Annotated in this window: 21 protein-coding genes; 11 read left to right on the top strand and 10 right to left on the bottom strand. The window is 64.3% G+C overall.

Annotated features, from left to right (window positions below; translation table 11 throughout):
• Positions 1-13 precede the first annotated feature (13 nt).
• From FZI91_RS21445 to FZI91_RS21425, 5 genes are all read left to right on the top strand, one after another.
• Positions 14-865 (top strand): MaoC/PaaZ C-terminal domain-containing protein, encoded by an 852-nt coding sequence (locus FZI91_RS21445; RefSeq protein ID WP_155941095.1) that lies wholly within the window; start codon positions 14-16, stop codon positions 863-865.
• 18 nt (positions 866-883) lie between these two features.
• Complete coding sequence (locus FZI91_RS21440) at positions 884-1,762, top strand: SDR family oxidoreductase (protein ID WP_155941094.1); 879 nt, start codon at positions 884-886, stop codon at positions 1,760-1,762.
• 99 nt (positions 1,763-1,861) lie between these two features.
• The gene (locus tag FZI91_RS21435) at positions 1,862-2,668 is read left to right on the top strand and encodes an MIP/aquaporin family protein (protein WP_155941212.1); all 807 of its coding nucleotides are present in this window, start codon (positions 1,862-1,864) and stop codon (positions 2,666-2,668) included.
• Positions 2,661-4,178, top strand: a complete 1,518-nt coding sequence (glpK, locus tag FZI91_RS21430) for a glycerol kinase GlpK (RefSeq protein WP_155941093.1) — start codon at positions 2,661-2,663, stop codon at positions 4,176-4,178. Before FZI91_RS21435 ends, glpK begins: the two co-directional genes overlap by 8 nt.
• Positions 4,175-5,896 (top strand): glycerol-3-phosphate dehydrogenase/oxidase, encoded by a 1,722-nt coding sequence (locus tag FZI91_RS21425; protein WP_155941092.1) that lies wholly within the window; start codon positions 4,175-4,177, stop codon positions 5,894-5,896. The genes glpK and FZI91_RS21425 overlap by 4 nt, the downstream gene beginning before the upstream one ends.
• Positions 5,897-5,908: 12 nt before the next feature.
• Here FZI91_RS21425 and FZI91_RS21420 read toward each other — a convergent pair whose 3' ends face one another.
• Entirely contained in the window at positions 5,909-6,640 is a 732-nt protein-coding gene (locus FZI91_RS21420) for a PadR family transcriptional regulator (protein ID WP_155941091.1), read from the bottom strand.
• Between the two features lie 151 nt (positions 6,641-6,791).
• On the opposite strand from FZI91_RS21420, the gene FZI91_RS21415 reads away from it, so the two are divergent.
• Together FZI91_RS21415 and FZI91_RS21410 are read left to right on the top strand one after the other, a co-directional pair.
• Positions 6,792-7,166, top strand: a complete 375-nt coding sequence (locus tag FZI91_RS21415; protein WP_155941090.1) for a hypothetical protein — start codon at positions 6,792-6,794, stop codon at positions 7,164-7,166.
• A 4-nt stretch (positions 7,167-7,170) separates the two neighbouring features.
• Complete coding sequence (locus FZI91_RS21410; protein ID WP_155941089.1) at positions 7,171-8,424, top strand: cation:proton antiporter; 1,254 nt, start codon at positions 7,171-7,173, stop codon at positions 8,422-8,424.
• On the opposite strand, the gene FZI91_RS21405 is transcribed toward FZI91_RS21410, so the two are convergent.
• Complete coding sequence (locus tag FZI91_RS21405) at positions 8,310-9,095, bottom strand: RDD family protein (protein ID WP_309224198.1); 786 nt, start codon at positions 9,093-9,095, stop codon at positions 8,310-8,312. The two genes, FZI91_RS21410 and FZI91_RS21405, sit on opposite strands and share 115 nt — an antisense overlap.
• 95 nt (positions 9,096-9,190) lie before the next feature.
• Here FZI91_RS21405 and FZI91_RS21400 point away from each other — a divergent pair, with 95 nt between their 5' ends.
• The gene (locus FZI91_RS21400; RefSeq protein ID WP_155941087.1) at positions 9,191-10,183 is read left to right on the top strand and encodes a stage II sporulation protein M; all 993 of its coding nucleotides are present in this window, start codon (positions 9,191-9,193) and stop codon (positions 10,181-10,183) included.
• Positions 10,184-10,186: 3 nt separating this feature from the next.
• Here the strand turns inward: FZI91_RS21400 and FZI91_RS21395 are convergent, their stop codons facing one another.
• From FZI91_RS21395 to FZI91_RS21375, 5 genes are read right to left on the bottom strand one after another with little or no spacing between them, the layout of a single operon-like run.
• Complete coding sequence (locus FZI91_RS21395) at positions 10,187-11,527, bottom strand: DUF58 domain-containing protein (RefSeq protein ID WP_162526645.1); 1,341 nt, start codon at positions 11,525-11,527, stop codon at positions 10,187-10,189.
• Positions 11,527-12,492, bottom strand: a complete 966-nt coding sequence (locus FZI91_RS21390) for a MoxR family ATPase (RefSeq protein ID WP_162526644.1) — start codon at positions 12,490-12,492, stop codon at positions 11,527-11,529. The genes FZI91_RS21395 and FZI91_RS21390 overlap by 1 nt, the downstream gene beginning before the upstream one ends.
• Complete coding sequence (locus FZI91_RS21385) at positions 12,489-13,643, bottom strand: DUF4350 domain-containing protein (RefSeq protein WP_155941086.1); 1,155 nt, start codon at positions 13,641-13,643, stop codon at positions 12,489-12,491. Before FZI91_RS21385 ends, FZI91_RS21390 begins: the two co-directional genes overlap by 4 nt.
• Entirely contained in the window at positions 13,625-14,269 is a 645-nt protein-coding gene (locus FZI91_RS21380; protein ID WP_155941085.1) for a DUF4129 domain-containing protein, read from the bottom strand. The genes FZI91_RS21385 and FZI91_RS21380 overlap by 19 nt, the downstream gene beginning before the upstream one ends.
• Entirely contained in the window at positions 14,269-15,309 is a 1,041-nt protein-coding gene (locus FZI91_RS21375) for a hypothetical protein (protein ID WP_162526665.1), read from the bottom strand. Before FZI91_RS21375 ends, FZI91_RS21380 begins: the two co-directional genes overlap by 1 nt.
• A 263-nt stretch (positions 15,310-15,572) precedes the next feature.
• Here FZI91_RS21375 and FZI91_RS21370 point away from each other — a divergent pair, with 263 nt between their 5' ends.
• Complete coding sequence (locus tag FZI91_RS21370) at positions 15,573-16,271, top strand: class I SAM-dependent methyltransferase (RefSeq protein ID WP_155941083.1); 699 nt, start codon at positions 15,573-15,575, stop codon at positions 16,269-16,271.
• On the opposite strand, the gene FZI91_RS21365 is transcribed toward FZI91_RS21370, so the two are convergent.
• Positions 16,268-17,092: a DNA-3-methyladenine glycosylase gene (locus FZI91_RS21365; protein ID WP_155941082.1), complete on the bottom strand. Its 825-nt coding sequence runs from the start codon at positions 17,090-17,092 to the stop codon at positions 16,268-16,270. The two genes, FZI91_RS21370 and FZI91_RS21365, sit on opposite strands and share 4 nt — an antisense overlap.
• Positions 17,093-17,127: 35 nt before the next feature.
• Positions 17,128-17,727, bottom strand: coding sequence for a hypothetical protein (locus tag FZI91_RS21360; RefSeq protein ID WP_155941081.1), 600 nt, complete (start codon positions 17,725-17,727; stop codon positions 17,128-17,130).
• A gap of 742 nt (positions 17,728-18,469) precedes the next feature.
• Between FZI91_RS21360 and FZI91_RS21355 the strand changes: the two genes are divergently transcribed.
• Positions 18,470-19,240, top strand: coding sequence for an NgoMIV family type II restriction endonuclease (locus FZI91_RS21355; protein ID WP_162526643.1), 771 nt, complete (start codon positions 18,470-18,472; stop codon positions 19,238-19,240).
• Between the two features lie 4 nt (positions 19,241-19,244).
• On the opposite strand, the gene FZI91_RS21350 is transcribed toward FZI91_RS21355, so the two are convergent.
• Positions 19,245-20,375, bottom strand: coding sequence for a DNA cytosine methyltransferase (locus FZI91_RS21350; RefSeq protein WP_313884543.1), 1,131 nt, complete (start codon positions 20,373-20,375; stop codon positions 19,245-19,247).
• 160 nt (positions 20,376-20,535) lie between these two features.
• Here FZI91_RS21350 and FZI91_RS21345 point away from each other — a divergent pair, with 160 nt between their 5' ends.
• Positions 20,536-20,922: a very short patch repair endonuclease gene (locus FZI91_RS21345; protein ID WP_155941207.1), complete on the top strand. Its 387-nt coding sequence runs from the start codon at positions 20,536-20,538 to the stop codon at positions 20,920-20,922.
• The last annotated feature ends 30 nt before the right edge of the window (positions 20,923-20,952 follow it).

The following is a 20,952-nucleotide window of genomic DNA, read 5'->3' as shown; positions in this document are numbered from 1 at the left end:
GGGGCTGGGAATCATGGCTGATACCAAGTACCCCTTCAACAACGACGGCCTGGATCAGTGGGGTGAAGAGACGACCATCGAGGTCGACAAGGACCGCCTGATCGCCTATGCCGAAGCCACCAACGATCCGATTGAGGAGCATCGGAAGGGAGAGGTGGCGCCCCCGGTCTTCGCGGTGGTGCCTATCTTCCAGTCGCTTGTCGGGACGACGATGAGTGTCGTTCCTTACCAACTGATTCCGCGCGTGGTGCACGGTGAGCAGTTCTTCAAATTTCACCGGCCCATCAAGCCCGGCGACATGCTGGTGGCCAAGTCAAAAATGACCGGCTACGAAGGCATGGAGAACGGCACCCGCGGCACGGTCTATGCCGAAACGCGGGACGCAGCGGGCGATCTGGTTAACGAGCAGTACGTCACGTTCTTCTTCCGCAAGTACGACGTGGGCGAGACGCGCGGCGAGCTGGGTCCCAGCATCGTGCTGGACGAGGCGATCAAGGGCAGTGGCCCGTCGGCGACAGTGACCCAACACGTCGACGACGACCAAACGTTCCGATACAGCCCGGCCTCCGGTGACCCGATGCCGATTCACCTCGACAACGACGCCGCGGTGGCGGCGGGGTTGCCCGGAATCATCGCGCATGGGTTGTGCACCATGGCATTCACGTCATGGGCGGCGCTGACTGAGCTGGCCGATTCACGCACCGAGAGGCTCAAGGAGTTGGCAGTGCGATTCGCTAAGCCGGTGCTGCCCGGGCAGGACATCACCACCAATTTCTGGACCAACGGTGCCGCCGGTACCTACTCGTACGAGACCAATGTCGGCGAGGACCTTGTCATCAAAAACGGCCGCGCCGTAATCGCTTAACGGGAAGGGAAACACAACATGGGACAGCTTGAGGGACGGGTAGCGGTCATCACCGGTGCCGGACGAGGCATCGGTCGCGAGCATGCCTTGCTCTTCGCCAAGGAAGGCGCGTCGGTGGTCGTCAACGACCTCGGCGGAGCCAACGACGGCAGTGGGTCGGATGTGGGGCCCGCACAGGAGGTTGTCGACGAGATCACCGCCGCCGGAGGCAAAGCCGTTGCCAACACCGACAACATCTCCACCTGGTCCGGGGCCGCCAACTTGGTCAACCAGGCCGTCGAGACGTATGGCCGACTGGATTCGGTGGTGAACAACGCAGGCATTCTGCGCGACGGTTTCATCGCCGGGCTCGAGGAGGACCTGTGGGATTCGGTGATCCAGGTACACCTCAAGGGGCATTTCTCGGTGCTGCATCATGCGGCCAAGTACTGGAAGGACCAGTCGAAGGCCGGTGCCGATGTCAAGGCCACCGTCGTGAATACGGCGTCGGATTCTGGTGTGACACTGCCGAATCCGGGTCAGGGAAACTACGGTGCCGCCAAGGCGGGTATCGCGGCGTTGTCCTGTGTCGCGGCCGCCGAGTTGGAGCGGTACGGAGTCAAGGTGAATGCCATTGCTCCCGTTGCCCGAACCAGGCTGACGTTGGCCACCCCGGGTATGGGTGCGATCTTCGCGGCCCCGGTTGATGAGGGTCAGTTCGATATGTTTAGCCCCGCCAACATCTCCCCGCTGGTGGCATACCTGAGCACAGAGAAGAACCCGTGGACCGGACAGGTGTTCAAGGTGACCGGTGGATCCATTCAGCGTCTCAAGGGTTGGTCGGTGACCGATACCGCCGAGACCGACGGACCGTGGAGCATCGACCTGGTGCGCGACCAGGTCGAACCCTGGAAGTAGCTCGTTCTTGTCACGAACAGGCCCTCGCTTGCGGGGGCCTGTTCGGCGTTTCGGGCGTGTCTCTTAGACCCCGCCCCTAGATTCAAAGGCATGAGGCACCTGGGCCAGCTCGCCGCGGAGTTCGTCGGCACGCTGATCTTGATTCTCTTTGGCGTAGGGGTCGTTGCGCAGGTGGTCACGGCGGGCGACCAGGATTACGGCAACCACAACTCCATTGCCTGGGCCTGGGGAATCGGCGTCATGCTGGGCATGTTCACCGCTGGTCGGATATCCGGTGCTCATCTCAACCCGGCGGTCACCGTGGCGTTGGCGACCTTCCGTGGATTCCCTTGGAAACAGGTGCTGCCGTTCATCGCTGCTCAGACCGGCGGAGCATTCGTGGCGGCACTATTGGTGCGGTGGAACTATGGCAGCGTGCTGGCAGCCGTCGACCCCGGACACACCATTGCATCGCAGGGTGTCTTCTCCACGCTTCCGGGTAACGGTGCGCTCGACGTGAGCCTGTGGGGCGGACTACGCGACCAGATTATTGGCACCGCCATCCTGTTGTTTCTGATCTTCGCCATCACCGACCGGCGCAATGTCCGCATGCCCGAGAGTCTCGCGCCGTTTGCGATCGGCGGGGTGGTGGTGGGGCTGGGCATGGCCTGGGGATCGATCGCTGGGTACGCGATTAACCCGGCCCGTGACTTCGGCCCCCGGCTCGCGTCCTATCTCACCGGATATGAGACCGCATTTTTAGACCAGCACGGCGCCCAGTACTGGTGGGTGCCGATCGTCGGACCACTGGTCGGTGGTCTCCTGGGCGCCGCGCTATATCGATACCTTGTGGAACCATTCCTACCTGTAGATGACGATCCAGTGAGCCAATCACCTTCGGATACCGAGGAGTTCGCCAATGGCTGATTTCGTGGCATCAATCGATCAGGGCACGACGAGCACGCGTGCCATGATCTTCAACCACCGCGGTGAGGAGGTGGGCCGTCACCAGCTGGAGCATCAGCAGATCCTGCCGCAGGCGGGTTGGGTGGAACACAACCCGGTGGAGATTTGGGAGCGGGCCTGGTCGGTGCTGGCCACATCGCTCAACGTCACCGGGTTGAGTGCCAGTGATCTCGCCGCGGTAGGGGTGACCAATCAACGAGAGACCGCCGTGGTGTGGAATCGGCATACCGGCAGGCCATATTGCAATGCCATTGTCTGGCAAGACACCCGCACCGACAAGATCGCGACGGCACTGGATCGTGACGGGCGCGGTGACGTCATTCGTGAGAAGGCTGGATTACCTCCTGCCACTTACTTTTCCGGCGGCAAGCTGCAGTGGATTCTGGAGAACATCGATGGCGTGCGCCGCGACGCGGAGAACGGCGACGCGCTTTTCGGCACCCCCGATAGCTGGGTGATCTGGAACCTCACCGGCGGTATCCGCAGCGGGGTGCACGTCACCGACGTGACCAATGCCAGCCGCACGATGCTGATGAACCTGGAGACCCTGGACTGGGATGACGAGCTGCTGTCGTTCTTTTCTATTCCGCGCCGGATGCTTCCTCCGATCAAGGCATCGTCGCCGGTTGAGCCGTTTGGCTTTACGACGCAGCTGGGGCCGCTCGGCGGTGAGGTGCCCATCGCCGGCAACCTCGGTGATCAGCAGGCGGCGATGGTGGGACAGGTGTGCCTGAGCCCCGGCGAGGCGAAGAACACCTATGGCACCGGAAACTTCTTGTTGCTCAATACCGGTGAAGAACTGGTCCGCTCACGCAACGGGTTGTTGACCACCGTCTGTTACCAATTTGGGGACAACAAGCCGGCGTACGCGTTGGAGGGTTCCATCGCGGTCACCGGTTCGGCGGTCCAATGGTTGCGCGACCAGCTCGGCATCATCAGCGGTGCGGCGCAGAGCGAGGATTTGGCTCGCCAGGTGCCGGACAGCGGCGGCATGTACTTCGTCCCCGCATTCTCGGGATTGTTTGCACCGTACTGGCGTTCGGACGCGCGCGGCGCCATCGTAGGCATGTCGCGGTTCAACACCAATGCACATCTGGCGCGCGCGACCCTGGAGGCGATCTGCTACCAGAGCCGCGAGGTGGTTGAGGCCATGGAAGCCGACTCGGGTGTCCGCATGGAGGTGCTCAAGGTGGATGGCGGTATCACCGCGAACACGCTGTGTATGCAAATCCAGGCCGACACCCTGGGTGTGGATGTCGTCAAACCCGTTGTCGCCGAGACCACCGCGCTAGGCGCCGCGTATGCGGCCGGGCTGGCCGTCGGCTTCTGGAAGGACGCCGACGATCTGCGGCAGAACTGGCAGGAAGACAAGCGGTGGAGCTCGTCGATCACCGAAGAGCAGCGCGCCGAAGGATATGCGGGCTGGAAGAAGGCCGTGCAGCGCACACTGGATTGGGTGGATGTTTCATGAGCGCGAAAATGGAACCATTGAGCCCAGCGGGCCGTGCTGCGGCGCTGGCCCGACTGGAGGCCGACGAGCTGGACATTCTCGTCATCGGTGGCGGCGTCACCGGGTCGGGCATCGCGCTGGACGCGGTAACCCGTGGATTGACGACCGGCTTGGTGGAGGCGCGCGACTATGCGGCGGGTACGTCGAGCCGCTCCTCCAAGCTGTTTCATGGTGGGCTGCGCTATCTCGAACAGTTCAACTTCGCGTTGGTGTTCGAGGCGCTGCGCGAGCGGCAGCTGGTGCTCAAGACCCTGGCACCACACCTGGCCCGGCCCGTTCCGTTCCTGTACCCGCTCTCGGCTCCGGTGATCGACAGGGCCTATGCCGGGTTGGGCATCGGGGTGTACGACCTCATGGGTGCCGGTCGCGGGGTGCCGTCGCACATGCGGCACCTGGGACGGCACAAGACGATTGAGGCGTTCCCATCCGTCAACCGCTCCACTGTGCGCGGTGCCATCAAGTTCTACGAAGGGCAGGTTGACGACGCCCGTCACACCATGACGCTGGCCCGAACCGCCGCACGTTACGGGGCACTGTGCGCCACGAGCACCCGCGTGATCGGTTTTCTGCGCGAGCGCGACGAGGTGATCGGCGCCCGGGTCCGTGACCTGGAGAGCGGCCGTGAGTTCGAGGTTCGCGCCCGGCAGACCATCAACGCCGCCGGTGTGTGGACCGACGAGATTCAGCAGATGGTCGGTGGCCGAGGACAATTCAACGTGCGCGCGTCCAAGGGTGTACACATTCTGGTACCCAGGGCGCGCATCAATTCATCGGCGGGCATCATCACCCGCACCGAGAAGAGTCTGCTATTCGTCATCCCGTGGGGCAGCCACTGGATCATCGGAACCACCGACACCGACTGGGATCTGGACCTGGCGCACCCGGCGGCCAGCCAGTCCGATATCGACTACCTGCTGGCGCATGCCAACGCCTTGTTGGCCGATCCGCTGGATCGCGACGATGTGGTGGGCGTGTATGCCGGCCTGCGGCCACTGCTTTCGGGCGAGTCGGATTCCACGAGCAAGCTGTCACGGGAGCATGCCGTCGCCAGTCCGGTGAAGGGGCTCACCATGATCGCGGGTGGCAAGTACACCACGTACCGCGTGATGGCCAAGGATGCGGTCGACCATGCGGTGCACGGCCTGGAGCGCATGGTGCCGCATTCGATTACCGAGCGGGTGCCGCTGGTGGGGGCCGAAGGTTATGGCGCACTGTGGAATGCGCGTGAGCGGGTGGCGGCCCGTACGGGGCTGCGGGTGAACACCATCGAACATCTGCTCGGCCGATACGGATCGATGATCGACGAGGTGCTCGATCTCATCGACAGTGATCCAAAGCTGGGTCTACCGATGGAGGGAGCGCCGTCATACTTGAAGGCGGAGATCGTGTATGCCGCCAGCCATGAGGCCGCGCTACATCTCGACGATGTGCTGGCCCGACGGACACGGATCGCGATCGAGACCTGGGATCGCGGTGATGCCGCGGCCAGGGAGGCCGCCGAGTTGGTGGCCCCGGTGCTCGGCTGGGATGCCGCCGATATTGATCGTGAGGTGGAGCATTATCAGAAACGTGTTGCTGCGGAACGTGAATCGCAGCGTGCGCCGGACGACCTAACCGCCGACGCGGCCCGCCTCGGCGCCCCCGATGTACGAGGGGCCGTGACGGGCCACGTGGGGTGAATTAGGACAGTCTCACTCTGTTTCTCCGAGGATGCCGTAGACCTGCTTGCGGGCAGAGTTCACGATCTCGATGATGCGCTGCTGCTGCTCGGGTGATGCGGCGTGTGCCGACTGCGCGACCGCGCCCATCAGTTGGCCGAGGGCCGAGCGCAGATCGAGCACCGATGGATCGGCGTCGTCGTTGATCTTCTCCCAGGGCGGGGTGTCCAATTTGGCAGCGCCTTCTCGGCCTTCAGGGGTGAGCTCGAACTGCTTGCGGCTCCCGCTGCCGTCGGTCTCGACGATGAGTCCTTCGTCGACGAGCAGTTGCAGCGTCGGGTAGACCGAACCGGGGCTCGGACGCCAGATGTTGTTGCTGCGTTCGGCGATCTCGCGGATCATCTCGTAGCCGTGCATCGGACGTTCGACGAGCAGCGCCAGGATGGCGGCCCGGACGTCGCCGCGCTGGCCGCGTCCCCGGCCGCGTCCGCGGGGCTGGTCACCGAAGCCAAAGCCGAAACCGGGGCCGGGCCCGAATCCGCGTCCGAACCCCGGCCCGAAGCCACGGTCCATGAACGCTCCGGGCCCGCGGCGGCCGGCCCAGACCCGTTCGTGGGACTCGCCATGAGGGTCGCAGTCTCTGTGGTGGCGACGACGGGAATGGCCGGGGTGACCAGGTCCGCGACGGGTGGGGTCGAATCCGAAGCCGAATCCGAACGGTGTGTCGGGCCGAAACTGCTCGGCCCCTTCTTCGTGGGAAGTCATGTGTATCTCCTTGTTGATTTGGGGGAGGCGATCTCGCCTCTCGATACATAACGATATATCGGAAACGATCGTGATGCAACGAAAACTTTCACCGGCGACGCGGCGTCGAATCGGGGGGACGCTCCCAGCTAGGAGTCGTAGGGTGTCCGCCATGACGGTGAACTGGCTCGATGAACCCGAGGACCACGACTACGCGGCGGCGGCCGACTACCTGACGCTTGTCGGTGAGCCGGACACAGTCGCCCGCACGGTTGACGCGCTCCGCGGCGCGCCGGCGGAACACCGCAAGGCCAAGGACATCCTGCGGGCGGCGCGCTTGGACATGCTGCCGAAGACAAACGCCCATGTGGCACGCGACCTGGCGAAGATCGCAAAGGATAAATCGCTCTCACCCATCCTGCTCGTGCGCGGTGATAACCGGACCGATTCGCGGCTGGAGATCGCGGACGGCTACCACCGTGTCTGCGCGAGCTACCTGACCGACGAAAATACCGATATCCCATGCCATCTGGTCTCCTGGAAGTAATTCCATGAGTGGCTTCGGGTTTCCCACCCTGGCGGTCATCGGTGTCGTCGGGCTCGTCGGACCCGCCCTCGCGCTCAACACTCGGTTACGAATCCCGGTGGTCATCGGCGAACTGATCGCCGGAATCGTGATTGGCCGCACCGGATTCGGCTGGATCGACGCCTTCGACCCGACGTTCACGATGTTCGCAGATGTCGGGTTTGTGCTGGTGATGTTCGTGGCAGGGACTCATGTCCCGGTGCGCGACAAAACGATGGTGTCGGCGTTGCCCAGGGCGGCGTTGCGCGCCGTCGTGGTCGGGGTGGTGGCGGCGGTGCTGGGCGTGCTGCTGGCCAATGCGTTTAATACCGGGCATGCGCCGCTGTATGCAGTGCTGATTGCCTCGTCATCGGCGGCGCTGGTCCTGCCGATCATCGACTCACTGGGACTCGAAGGCCCCAAGGTGCTGAGCGCCACGGCGCAGGTGGCCATAGCCGACACCGCATCGATTGTCTTGCTGCCCTTGGTGATCGACCTCAAGAATGCTCCCCGTGCAGCGGTGGGTGCGGTCGCCGTCATCGCGTGCGCGGGCCTCCTGTTCGTCATCCTGCGTGCGCTGGATCACGCCGGGCAGCTCGACCGGTTCCACCACTACTCGAAGCAACGTCAGGTGGCGATGGAGCTGCGCGTCAGCCTGGTGATCGTCTTCGGGCTCGCCGCGCTGGCGGTGGGAACGCACGTGTCGAAAATGCTGGCGGGGTTCGCCTTGGGGCTCGTCGTATCGGGTATTGGTGAGCCGCGCAGGCTGGCCAAGCAGCTCTTTGGCGTTACGGAGGGCTTCTTCGCGCCGCTCTTTTTTGTGTGGCTCGGGGCATCGTTGCACGTGCGCGAGCTCGGTGAGAACCCCAAGCTCATGCTGCTCGGGTTGGGTTTGGGTGCCGCGGCCGTGCTCGCTCATATGGTCAGCCGGCTCTTCGGTCAGCCGCTATCGCTCGGTGCGCTGGCAGCGGCTCAGCTTGGCGTGCCCATCGCCGCGGCCGCGATTGGTGAGGAGCGGCAGTCGCTGTTCCATGGCGAGGCGGCGGCGTTGATCCTCGGTGCCCTCATCACTATTGCCGTGGCGTCCATCGGCGGCGCGCTCTACGCGAAGAAATCCCCCGGGGATCAGCCAGGAGTGGCGAAACCCGAAGAATCCGTGCCAGATTCGGGGGCAGAAGAGACTGCAGGTGACGGTGCCGGCGGACCGGGCGCCGGGGCAGGGAAAGACGTCGGGGGATAGGCCGGCTGCATCTGATCCAACGCGCGACGATGGCGTTCGGCCAGCACCGCGGCGAGCATGAACTGCGGGGGAGTGCCCGGCGGGGGCGGCGGCGCGATGCTGGCGAGCACGTCGGTGGAGATCTGGAACAGCATCTGTTCCCTGGTCTGCGGCGCCAACTGCCCAGCGCGATTGAGGAACTGGCGAGCCAGATTGGCCTGACCGACGCTGAGCCCGGACAGTTGCAGCGTCTGCGCCCAGGCCGCCAACTGCGGCGGCATCACCGGTGGCGGAGGCAGTTTGGGGCCGCGCTCGCTGATCACCATGGTGCCAGCGAAGATATCGCCGAGGCGTTTCCCCTTGGCGGACACCAGGCTGCTGATCACGGCTGGCGCACCCGCGAACATGAAAATCTCCACGACCGCCGCAAGAGCGCGGATGACGGCCTGCCGCAACCGTTCCGGGCCGCCGTCCTCTGACACCACCCGGAGACCCATCGCCATCTTGCCCAGGGAACGTCCGCGGGTGGACATCTCCCAGATGACCGGGTAGCCGACCAACGCCAGCACCACGTAGATGATGCTCAGCGCCCCGAACAGTGCCTCGTCGAACGAGGCCATCGAGAACGCGACGACGAAGACCCCCGCGTACAGCACCACCATTTGGACGAAGATGTCGATGAACGCGGACACGACCCGCACGGGAAGCTGGGCCACCTCGACGTCCAAGACAACGGCGTCCCCCGTCACCAACTCCGACATGACCCGAGAATACTAGTATTTGCCAGATGGACGTGGACGCATTCGTCGCCACCCACCGGGGGACGTGGGATCGGCTGGAGGAGCTGTTCAAGCGCAGACGCCACCTGGCCGGATCAGAGATCGATGAGCTGGTCGAGCTGTACCAGAAGGTCTCGACACATCTGTCGACCGTGCGATCGGCGTCGGGGGATCCGGCGGTGGTAGGGCGGCTGTCGATGTTGGTTGCCCGGGCGCGCTCCGCGGTGACGGGTGAGAGTGCCCCGCTGTGGCGTCATTTCATTCGTTTCTGGACGGTGTCCTTTCCGGTGGTTGCGTACCGCAGTTGGCGCTGGTGGCTCGCCGCGACGGTCGGGTCGATGGCGGTGGCCGTCGCCATCGGCATCTGGGTGGTGCATTCCCCCGAATTGCAGTCGGTGATAGGCACTCCGGACGAGATTGCGCAGCTCGTCAACGAGGACTTCGAGAACTACTACAGCGAGCACCCGGCGGCGTCGTTCGCGCTGCACGTGTGGATCAACAACTCGTGGGTGGCGGCGCAGTGCATCATCTTCGCCGTGGTGCTCGGTATCCCCATCCCGTACGTGTTGTTCATGAACGCGGCGAATGTCGGCCTGGCCGGCGGGTTGATGGTGGCGGCGGGCCGGGGCGACATCTTCTTCGGTCTCATCCTGCCGCACGGCCTGCTGGAACTGACCGCCGTCTTCCTCGCCGCGGGTGCCGGAATGCGATTGGGCTGGAAGGTTATCGACCCCGGCGATCGTCCCCGCGGCCAGGTGCTCGCCGAGCAGGGCCGGGCCGTCATGTCCGTGGCAGGCGGACTGGTCGCGGTGCTGCTGGTGAGCGGTCTCATCGAGGCGTTGGTCACCCCGTCGTCGCTACCGACCTTCGCGCGTATCGGCATTGGCGTGATTGCCGAGGGGTTGTTTCTGGCGTATGTGGTGATCCTCGGACGGCGCGGGGTGGCCGACAACGAATCCGGTGATATCGAAAACGCTCCGGACTACGCGCCGGCCGCGTGACCTTTACAGGCGTCCGGATGCCTTCAACGACAAGTACCGGTCCGCGAGCGCGGGGGCGATTTCCTCGGGCGGGGCGTCGACGACCTCGACACCTTGGCGGCGTAGCAGCGTGACAATGCGGCGACGTTCACCGCGGGTCCGTTCGGCGGCAGCCGCGTCATAGACCTGTTCGACGTCCAATGTTCTTGGATCTGTGGCGTTCTCGGGCGTCACCATGGCCTCGACCCGTGGATCGCTAACCGCGGCCACCAGCAGATGGTGATGGCTGGTCAGCTGGGGAAGCAGCGGGAGCAGGCCCTCATCGAGTGCCGCCGGGTTCAGGTCGGTCAGCAGCACGATGAGGGAGCGGTGACGTGACCGGCGGCGGATGGTGGCCACCAGATCGCGCGCGTCCGACTCGATGAGCGAGGGCTCCAGGGGCGCCATCGCGTTGACCACCAACGGTAGCAATTCATTACGCGACGCCCCGGACACCTGCGACCGCACCGCGCGGTCGTGGGCCAGGAAATCCACCCGATCGCCGGCGCGAGATGCCAATGCCACCAACAGCAATGCGGCATCCATCGACCAGTCCAGCCGCGGCCATCCGGACGGATCACCCGAGGTGGGGTCGACGCCGATGCGGCCCGCCGAGGTGCGGCCGGTGTCCAGGACGACGAGAATCCGGCGATCCCGCTCGGGACGCCAGGTGCGGACCACCACATCGTTGCGTCGCGCGGAGGCACGCCAGTCGATGGAGCGGACATCGTCGCCGACCACATACTCACGCAGCGAATCGAATTCGGTGCCCTGCCCACGGATCAGCACCGGAATTGCGCCTTCCAGCTCACGCAGCTTGGCCAGCCGGGACGGCAGATGCTTGCGGCTCAGGAACGGGGGCAGCACCCGCAGCTGCCACGGGACATCGTGGCGCCCTTGCCGTCCGGCCAGCCCGAGCGGACCCACCGTGCGGACGGTGACTGTCGCGGGTTTGTGGTCGCCGCGGCGCAAGGGGCGCAGCGCGGTGACGACCCGGGCGCGTTCGCCGGTGCGCAGATCCAGCCGATGCGCCCGCGGGGTGGCCCGCATGCTCGGCGCCCAGCTGTCGCGGACCCATCCGCGAACCCGGCGGCCGGGATTCTGGATCTGTAGCGCGATATCGGTGGGCTCGCCGAGCCGGATGGAATCGGGACCCGACCTGACGAAGGTGAGCCGCCGTGGGCTGGCCGCGACGAGGATGTCGATGACTATCAACACAGTGAGCGCCAACAGGAGCAGCCAGAACAGTCGAACCGGCCACGGCGACAACAGAATCAGCAGCGCACCGAGCAGCGCCACCAATCCCGTGCGTCCGGTGAGGATCACTAGCGCGGCACCGGCACCGTGACGAGGATGCCGTCCAGAACCCGGTCCGCGGTGGCGCCTTCCAGCTCGGCCTCCGGACGCAGCCCGATCCGATGGCGCAGGGTAGGGCGGGCCATCGCCTTGACATCGTCGGGGGTGACGTAGTTGCGGCCGGAAAGCCACGCCCACGCACGCGAGGTCGCCAGCAGTGCCGTGGCCGCGCGGGGCGAGGCGCCGAGTTGCAGCGAGGGCGACTGGCGGGTCGCGCGGATGACGTCGACCACATAGGCGAGTACCTCGGGGGCCAGCATCACCTGGGCCACCGCTTTGCGTCCGGCCTCGAGATCGGCGGCAGAGGCCACCGGCGTGACATGAGAGAGGTTGCGGGGATCGAAACCCTGAGCATGCCGCTCCAGGATCGCAATCTCCTGATCACGTTCCGGCAGAGACACATTGAGCTTCATTAGGAAGCGGTCGAGCTGGGCCTCGGGCAGCTGGTAGGTGCCCTCATATTCGATGGGGTTCTGGGTCGCGGCTACGATGAACGGATCCGGCAGCGGGCGCGGGGTGCCGTCGACGGTCACCTGACGTTCCTCCATGGCCTCCAGCAGTGAGGCCTGGGTCTTCGGGGGCGTGCGGTTGATCTCGTCGGCCAGCAGCAGGTTGGTGAACACCGGACCGGCCCGGAATTCGAATGCGGCGGTGCGTGCGTCGTACACCAGAGAACCTGTGACGTCGCCGGGCATGAGGTCGGGGGTGAACTGCACGCGCTTGAAATCCAGCGATAGCGCCGCCGAAAGCGTACGCACCAAAAGGGTTTTCGCGACACCCGGGACGCCTTCCAGGAGAACGTGACCGCGGCACAGCAGCGCGACGACCAGGCCGCTGACCACCGCGTCTTGTCCGACGACCACGGTGGCGATTTGTTGACGCAACGCGGCCAGGGCGTTGCGTGCGGCGTCCTCGGTGATTGTTGCTTGGGTCACGAGTCGCGGACCTGCCTTTCTAGAATATCCAGTTGTCGGGTCAGTTCGGTGAGCTGTTGGTCATCCGAGGGGACGGGGCCGAACAATAGGTAGTGAATCTCGGTGGGATTGCGGCCGATTCGCTGCGCAACCGTGGTGGTGATCACCTGCGGCGTCACGTCAACCGGGAGGCCGAGCCGGCGGACGATCCGGTACCGCGCCGCCTCCCGCAGCGATTCGGAGGCGAGGTCGCGGGCGCGACGTGACCGGTACAGCCGGCCCCGCCCTTCGGTGGTTTCCGAGGCCCGCACGATCACCGGAAGTTTCTCGGTGACAACGGGACCCAAACGGCGACCGCGCCAGATGGCCAGTAGCAGCACCACAATGCAGAGCTGCCAGACGGCCATGGTGACCTGGTCGGGGATCAGGTCGCCCACGGATTTCGGTTGGGCGCTGGTACCCACCTTGGGCCGTTCGGGGACGTACCAGACCAGATGGGAGGAACGGCCGGCGAGGTTCATGGCGAGCGCCGCATTGCCTTGTTTGGCCAGTTGCAGGTTGGCCATGATGGTGTCGTCGCCCAGCACGGTGACGGTGCGGCCCTTCTCGGTGTAGCGCACCACGGTGCCGCCGTAGCAGCTGACCTGGCCGGGCCCCGGGACGGTGAATGTGTAGGTGGGTCCGATGTACCGGCGAATTACCCCGGCACGCTGAGCTTCTCGCAGGTCGCAGTCGGGCTCGGCAATGCTGTCGCCCTTCACGGAGGTCATCCGAACCTGCCCGGCCAATCTGTCCCGGGTGTCGGAAAAGGGAGTCAGCAGCAGGCGATCCCCCGGCAGGTCGACGAGAACGTCCAGTATCTCGTCGGTGATGTTGCCGTTGTCCAGCACCATGAGCTGGCTGTCGGGACGTACCGCGTCGCGCACCTGGTCGATGGTGGTGGCGCGGGTGATAGTGACACCGCGGTCACGCAGCAGCTGCGCCAACGCGTGCCCGCCACGCTGGGTGGTGGCCTCCGGATCTAGATATCCCTCGGGCCGAGGCGGTTTGGACACGAGGAAGGCGGTGATGATGATGCCGGTCAGCGCGGCGAGCGCGAATGCCCAGGTGCGCCAGCGGTCGCGCAGGCGAGGAGATACCGCAGTGTCCTGGATCACCGCACCGCCTCCCATCCCGTAGCGGCGTCTGTTTTGGCGGACCCCACGAGGACTGGTGCGTCGCGGATGTGGTCGTCCAGGTCGGCGATCTGACGGTAGGACTGCAGCGTGCCTGGACGGTCGCCGTAGCTGACGTCATTGAAGATCTCTGCACAGGAACGGAATTCCTGTGACAGGGAGGGCAGCTCGCGGCCCGCGTCGGTGGCCAGCTCGTTGGCAGTGCGGCCCGGAACCGGCGTCAGGATGGTGCGTTCCTCAAGTTGGCGCGCGACCGCACGCAACCGGTGTCGAATGGCCGATGCCCAGTCACCCTGGGAAGCTGCGAGTTCCGCGTCGACCCGGTGCTGTGCCGCGGTGAGCTCGCCGGATTCGAACAGGCCGAAATCGGCGCCCTTGGTACGGACGGACCTGCGGGCGATCCGGACCAGGAGCACCACGACGGCGATCACGATGAGCGTCGTCACCAGGATGGTGAACCAGCCGCCGGGAACGTGACCGGCCCGGAACTCCAAGTCGTCCAGGCGTTCCGCGAGCCAGGTGGCAAAGCGATCCAGCGGCGAGGGATGTTCGTAGATCGGTTTGGCGAGTTCGCGTTGGGCAGCGTCGGCCGCCGTTTCGCGGTCGACGTCGACGGCCGGCATTACACCTGAGCCGGTAGTTGCGCGGGCAGCCACAACAGGTCGGGGTCGACTCCCGGCTGACCTAGGCGTTCGCGCGTCCTGGTCTCGGTCTGCAGCACGAGATCGAATGCCTCGCAGCGCATCCGCTGGTCGGTGTACAGCAGCACCTTGACTGCGGAATTGAAGGGCAGCGTGATGATCTGGGCGATGATGGCGCCGATTGTGGTCAGCGCCAAACCGAGGATCATCGCGCCGCCACTGCTTTTGTCGGTGCCCATTCCCATCGCGACCTGGCCGCCGACGCTGAAGGGAGCCCCCAGGATGCCCGCTATAAAACCGACGATGAACGAGGTGAGTAGCAGGATGCCCAGCAGCCGCCAGAAACCCTTGCGTGCCAACGATACCGACCTACCGAGTGCCCCGAAGACGGTTTTGCGTTCCAGTATCAGTACCGGGGAGGCCAGAGCGAAAACAGGAACCAGATATAGGTACAACGCTATGTAGGCGAACGTCAGCACGAATCCGGCCGGAATCGCGCCCGCGGGTCCGACGCTCAGCGCCAGTCCAACCACCGCGGCGATGCCGAACGCGACGGGCACGACGAGTAACAGCCCGGAGATGAGGGCAAGTCCGATCAGGGCCCAGATCCGCGGTTTTGCGCGATGCCAGGCCTCGCTGGGTGTGGTGCGTTCGCCGAAGACGGACCGCCCGATGGTGACCGTCAGCATGCCGCTGAGCACGATGCTGACCAGGAAGGTGACGGCGAAGCCGATGACCGCTCCGCCGAAGTAGCCGATCCCAAGGGAGGCGGTAAAGGCGTCGTCACTGTCCGGGGCGAAGCCGGCTGCGCCGCTGAGAAGGCCGGCGATGGGCCCGGCCTGCAGGGCGAAGGTGACCAGCTGACTGATGATGACGACGACGGCGGTTAGGCCGACGGTCGCCTTGGGGTTGGCGCGGATCGCCTCGATGGCGCCGTTGTAGAGCGAGGAAAGATCCAGCGGTCGCAGCGGGATGGCGCCCGGTTTCAGCGCGGGCGGTACCGGCGTCACCCAGTAGGGCACCGGCGGCGGATTCTGGTATCCCGGCGGCGCGGGCTGATATCCGGCACCCGGGGGCGGGTATCCGTAGCCGGGAGGAGGGGGATAGCCAGGGGCTGCAGGAGGGTAGGCGGGCGGGGGTCCCGGGGGTAGCGGCGATGGCGTGACGCCCCCCTCGTCATTGCTCATCGCTCCATTTTGGCGGCTGAGGACGTTTCTGGCAATTGCCTTCCAAATTTAATGTCAGTACCCTTGACATATGTCAGTCGGATTGACACTCTGGGGGTATGACTGAGAAGGCCGCTACAGAAGATTTCGATCTTGAGTTTGATGCTGCGTACCGCGGCGAGCGTCCCGACGGATTGGGTGTGCGACCGCCGTGGAGTATCGGTGAGCCGCAGCCCGAAATTGCGACACTGATCGCCGAGGGCAAGGTGCGCGGTGTGGTGCTGGATGCAGGCTGCGGCGAGGCGGCGACCTCGCTGTATCTCGCCGAAGTCGGGCACGCCACTGTCGGGCTGGACTCCTCGCCCAAGGCCATTGAACTGGCGAAAGGCTATGCCGCAGAGCGCGGTCTACCGAATGCGCGCTTCGCGGTCGCCGATATCTCGGCGTTCACCGGGTACGACGGTCGCTTCGACACCATCATCGATTCGACGTTGTTCCACTCGATGCCCGTCGAATTGCGTGACGGCTACCAGCGTTCGATCGTGCGCGCCGCCGCGCCCGGCGCGCGTTACTACGTCCTGGTTTTCGATCGCGCGGCGTTCCCGGCCGAATCACCTGTCAAGGCCGTCACGGAAAACGAACTGCGCGATGTGGTTTCAAAGTACTGGGTCATCGACGAGATCCGTCCGGCGAAGATCTATGCCAACTTCCAGGGGTTCGAGCCGGGTCTCGCGAAGGGCTTCGCGGCGCATGAGGTGGAGCCCGATGGACGCGCGTCCATTGCGGCGTGGCTGCTCTCGGCCCACCTGGCGGGCTAGAAGCTTCGGTAGTCGCGGACCGGCATGCGCGAGCCGCGCCGGGTGGGTTTGGGCGCGACGAGCTCGATGAGCCGGATGACGCGATAGCGTTGCCCGGCATAGGGTTCCAGGAGCTCCAGCATCTCGGCGTCGTTGGTTTTTCGACCGGCGAGCGCCAGGCCCACCTGGCCGGCGATGTGATAGTCGCCGACGGGGACGGCGTCTGGATCTCCGAGCGCGCGCGCTCTTACTTCGGCCTCGGTCCATGGCCCGATGCCGCGGATCGCCTGTAGGTGCTGGGGTTTGGTTTCGACATCGGCGTGGGCGGCGGCCCGCAGGGTGTGCATGCGGACGGGTTCGATGCCGGATTTGTGCCATTCCCAGGAAGGGATGTCCAGCCATTCCCGTTGGGGCGGAGGCGCCTTGGCGTCATTGAGATCGACACCGAAGCGGTCGATCAGGTAGCGCCAGGCCCGCCAGGCCTCGGCGCCCGGCACCTTCTGTTCCAGCACGGCGGGGACGAGCGATTCCCAAACGCGGTCGGTGGCGCCGAGGCGCACGCCGGTCGCGCCCCGGATGAGGGCGGTGACGGCGTCGTGTTTAGGGATCAGAGCTTCTGGCTCGTCGTCGGCACCCAGAAGGCGCGGAAGGCGATCGAGGAGCCATTCGGCACCGTCACCGTACGCCCGGCCGACGACGGTCTTGTCTTCGCGTGAAATCGTCAGCACCCCAGGGCCATCGGGGGTGTGCGAGGCCCGAGTGATGGATCCACCCGGGGAGATTCGGTATGTCGGGTCGCCCGATCCGCGGCGGTGGATGCCGAGTGTCCGTCGAATATCCAACGGCCACGGGGGAATCCACTCGCGGGTGAGTGGGGCTACTTGATCTTCGGGCAGAACTTCCAGCTTCCGCTTTCCCTCGCGAACTCGATGTCGTGCTTACCCTTGGCGTCGGTGACGTGCAGGACGGCGGTATCGCCCTTGATGTCGATGCCGGTGATCTTCGAGGGGCCGTTATCGGATTTCGTGAGCGAGCTGAGGTCGGGCGCCTTGCCGCTGCCGGCGAGGTCTTTAAGCGCATCGCGGTACTTGGCGCAGAAAAAGGTGAGCATCTTCTTGAAGTCATTGGCCTTCGCGGCCTCGGCCATGCCGGCGATGGTCTGCTTTATGGCCTTGACGTCCTGCTCGTTGCCGGTGTCCGAGTCTTGGCTGTTGACGATCTGGTCGGGGGCGGCCGTCGTCTCGGTGCTGGACTTGGACGTGGCGAGGCCGAGGATCAGCAGGGCGACCAGGAAGACGGCGAGCGAGCCGCCGACGACGGCCAGCGCCTTCTGCTGTGGGGACATGGGTGGGCGGGGTGGCTTCGGCGTGGGGGCGTAGCCACCGGGAGGCGGGCCGTAGACGCCCGGCTGCTGGTATCCGGGAAACTGCTGCTGAGGCTGCTGGTACTGGCCCTGGGGGTACTGCGGTTGCGTCATCTGTGTATCTGTCCTAGCGCGGCTGCGGTCGGGGAGTGTCTATGCCAGTGTGCCGGATGGGTCGGAGAGATCACAGATCCGCCATCAACGATCCGGTTCTACCTGCTGTTCGGAACTCCTTAAATCTCTCGATCAGGATTTCCTTCTCGCAGGGCCGGGCAGTTGGGTGTTGGCTACGGTGGGCCAGGGAGGTTGCCATACGCATTAGTTGAGCAGCGCATGAATCTTCTGCAAGGTTCTCGTCTACGGAGCGTGCGAGGTGATTGGTGAGCTGTCGTTGGGATCCAACTCTTGACCGCTGTCTCGAAATGGCTTCGAATTGTGCGGAGCGATCGGTCGTGGAAAACGTTGTGCCGTGACGCTAGGAAGTTTGGGGGCGGCTTGGACCGCGGGAGAAATTGTAGTGTGACTGTACGTAGTGGTGATGTGGATGACCTGCCATATTGGACATCCTTACCAGGCGCTGTTCTCTGCCGACGGTCTCGCTTGAGCAGTGAAGTGCGGCTATGTACTTCTACCCGCTGTTCCGAACGGTGGTGGATTCGACAGTGCAACAGCGAGGCTCGAGGTGCCGCGTGGTCAAGCCGAGGCCGAAGTGATGCGCCAGATGGTTTACTCCGCGGCCTACGCGGTGCACCCGCGCCGAGTTTGGGCGGCACCCGGCAGGCCGAGGGGCAACTCTGATCGGGGAGGACGGCCGCACGTAGGATCGGACGGTGCCTCCATACTGCGAAGTGTTACCGTGAATGCTCCTTTCGCCGCCGCACTTCTCGGCTGGAAAGAGAAGCGCAATGGTTCAGGTCTTGTGCCGAATACAGCAGACAGCGATAATGCTGCGTCAGTGGCGCTGTCTGCGGCGATCCTCGACGAACTCGGTGTCTCCCGTGGCGTTGCGTCTGGCGTGGCAAACCCACAAAGCGGACGCCCCCTTGAACTTGCCGTTGCGTCGACACTCAAGCGGGATTTGCCTATGCGCGATTCCGCACGTAATTGGATAGTCAATGAATTGAGCCGTCCGATCACTGATTTCTTGCAGTACGACCACCTGAAGAAGGTCGATCAGTTAGTTAGGGAGAACGCGGAACTGCGGACTACTTTGGGAACGGATTACATCATCAAACCGGATGTGGTGGTGGGGCTCCCGGCTCGATATCCTGATGAGCCGCCATTCCTTCATGCCGCCATCTCATGTAAATGGACGATCCGTAGCGATAGGGTCCAGAACATTCGGCACGAGAACAATCAGATGATTCGGCATCGCCGAGAACGTCTGCCACACCTTGTGACGGTCACAGCCGAGCCGTTGCCGAGCCGGCTTGCTGCGATCGCACGGGGCACCGGCGAGGTCGACGCGGTGTACCACATCGCTTTCGATGCGCTCGACGATGCAGTCGTGAAACTGGCGCTTTGCAACCAGATTTCTGTCGACCAGGTGGACGCATGGAACGAGGTTACGAGCCAAGGTCGAGTCCGACCGTACAGCGATCTCGCGGAAACCCTCGCACTCTGGTGATGGCCTACAAATAACCTTTGATGTGCGAGGCTATGGCCTGTGCCAGGCCAGCTGGTACCGCATTTCCGATTTGCTTGGCAATCTGGATCTTTGATCCGCACCAGAGGTACTTCTCGGGGAAGTCTTGGAGCAAAGCAGCCTCGTAATGCGTGATCGGACGATTGACGCGGTGACGGCCACCTTCATCCCACTGCGGATGAAGGTAAGCGCCCTTCTCCGGCTTGAAGAACTCGGTCCTGATCGTATGAGAAGGCATGTCCCATCGCATGCGGCCCATCACATCAGTTGTCCCCGTTGGCTTCTCGCGCCAGCAGCGTGGAAGAAGGTGTTCCGGCACGTCGAAGCGCCCGCCGCCAGGCGGCACATGGGCATATCGCTGTCGCGATAAGTCGGTCGGGTTTCTTCCCAGATGGATGTCTAGCCCCTTGAATGTGCCGGGTACGACTTTGCCGAAGAACTCCACCGTCGACGCCGGTAGCGCCGTAGATAGAGGTTCCTCCGGGACATTGCCGATACGCCGCTTTGTCGTCACCCAGCGCTTGATGCCACGCGATGCCGGTTGGCGGGCGTGAGTGGCGTCCGGTAGTTCGATCGGCCCAATTCGTGAGCCGATGATGATTGTGCGGATGCGTCGCTGTCCGACTCCAAAATCGGCGGCGTTCAGGTGGCCATATCTGAGATCGTATCGAGAAAGGACGCCGTGCTCGGCTTCGTCGAGCAGCAGTTCGAATTCCGGTGCGCGCATGAACCGATCGACGTTCTCGATTACGAACACCTTCGGGTTAGACGATTTGACGACTCTCAGGTATTCCCGCCACAGCTGATTGCGCGGGTCGTTGACATCCTTGGACCCCAGATTCGAAAATCCTTGACACGGCGGGCCGCCGATAACAATGTCTGCTCTCGGGATTGCCGAGGATTTGACGGTGGCGATGTCGCACCAGAGTGTGTGATCTTCTCCGAAGTTCGCGGCGTAGGTGGCCGCGGCGTAGAGGTCCCATTCGACGGCAAGCGTCGGAGTGAACCCCTCAGCGGTGAAACCGCTGGTCATGCCGCCGCAGCCTGCGAACAGGTCAATCACTGTGGGCACGTAGGAATCGTACGGCGGACCACCGACAAGATGCGCGACCGGCACGCGATCTGCTTGGGGACAGTCACGCGACCTGCTTTGGGACAGTGTGGACAATGAAAGTTGACAGCCATCGAGCGGATTGGTGCCGTCCTGGGAGGCTTATCGTCTCTACTCTTGGTAGGTGGCCGAGTCGTGGGCTTCATCTCCCGGAGTACGGGCGAGCATGCAGTCGAACAAGGGCAGAGACACCCAGCCTGAACTCGTCCTGCGGTCGGCCGTTCACGCCTTGGGGCTCCGTTACAGGGTCGGGTCGCGTCCGCTGAAGCAGGTGAGACGCACCGCGGACCTCGTGTTCACCAAGGTCAGGGTCGCAGTCTTCATGGACGGATGTTTCTGGCACGGGTGCCCCGATCACCACACCGTCGCAGTGACGAACTTCGCGTTCTGGGCTGCGAAGGTAGAAGCGAACAGAGCGCGAGACCGGGACACTGATCGTCGACTTGCGGAAGCTGGCTGGGTGAGTGTTCGTGTGTGGGAGCACGAGGATGTAGAAGCGGCCGCGTGTCGAATCCGCGCCGTCGTCGAAGGTCGACGCGAAATGGGTCTCTAGTGCAGCGTTGCCTGTATGAGGCAACTATTT

This window comes from Mycobacteroides sp. CBMA 271 (assembly GCF_009729205.1).
Taxonomy (GTDB): Bacteria; Actinomycetota; Actinomycetes; order Mycobacteriales; family Mycobacteriaceae; genus Mycobacterium.
This window is presented reverse-complemented; position numbering and strand designations above follow the sequence as displayed.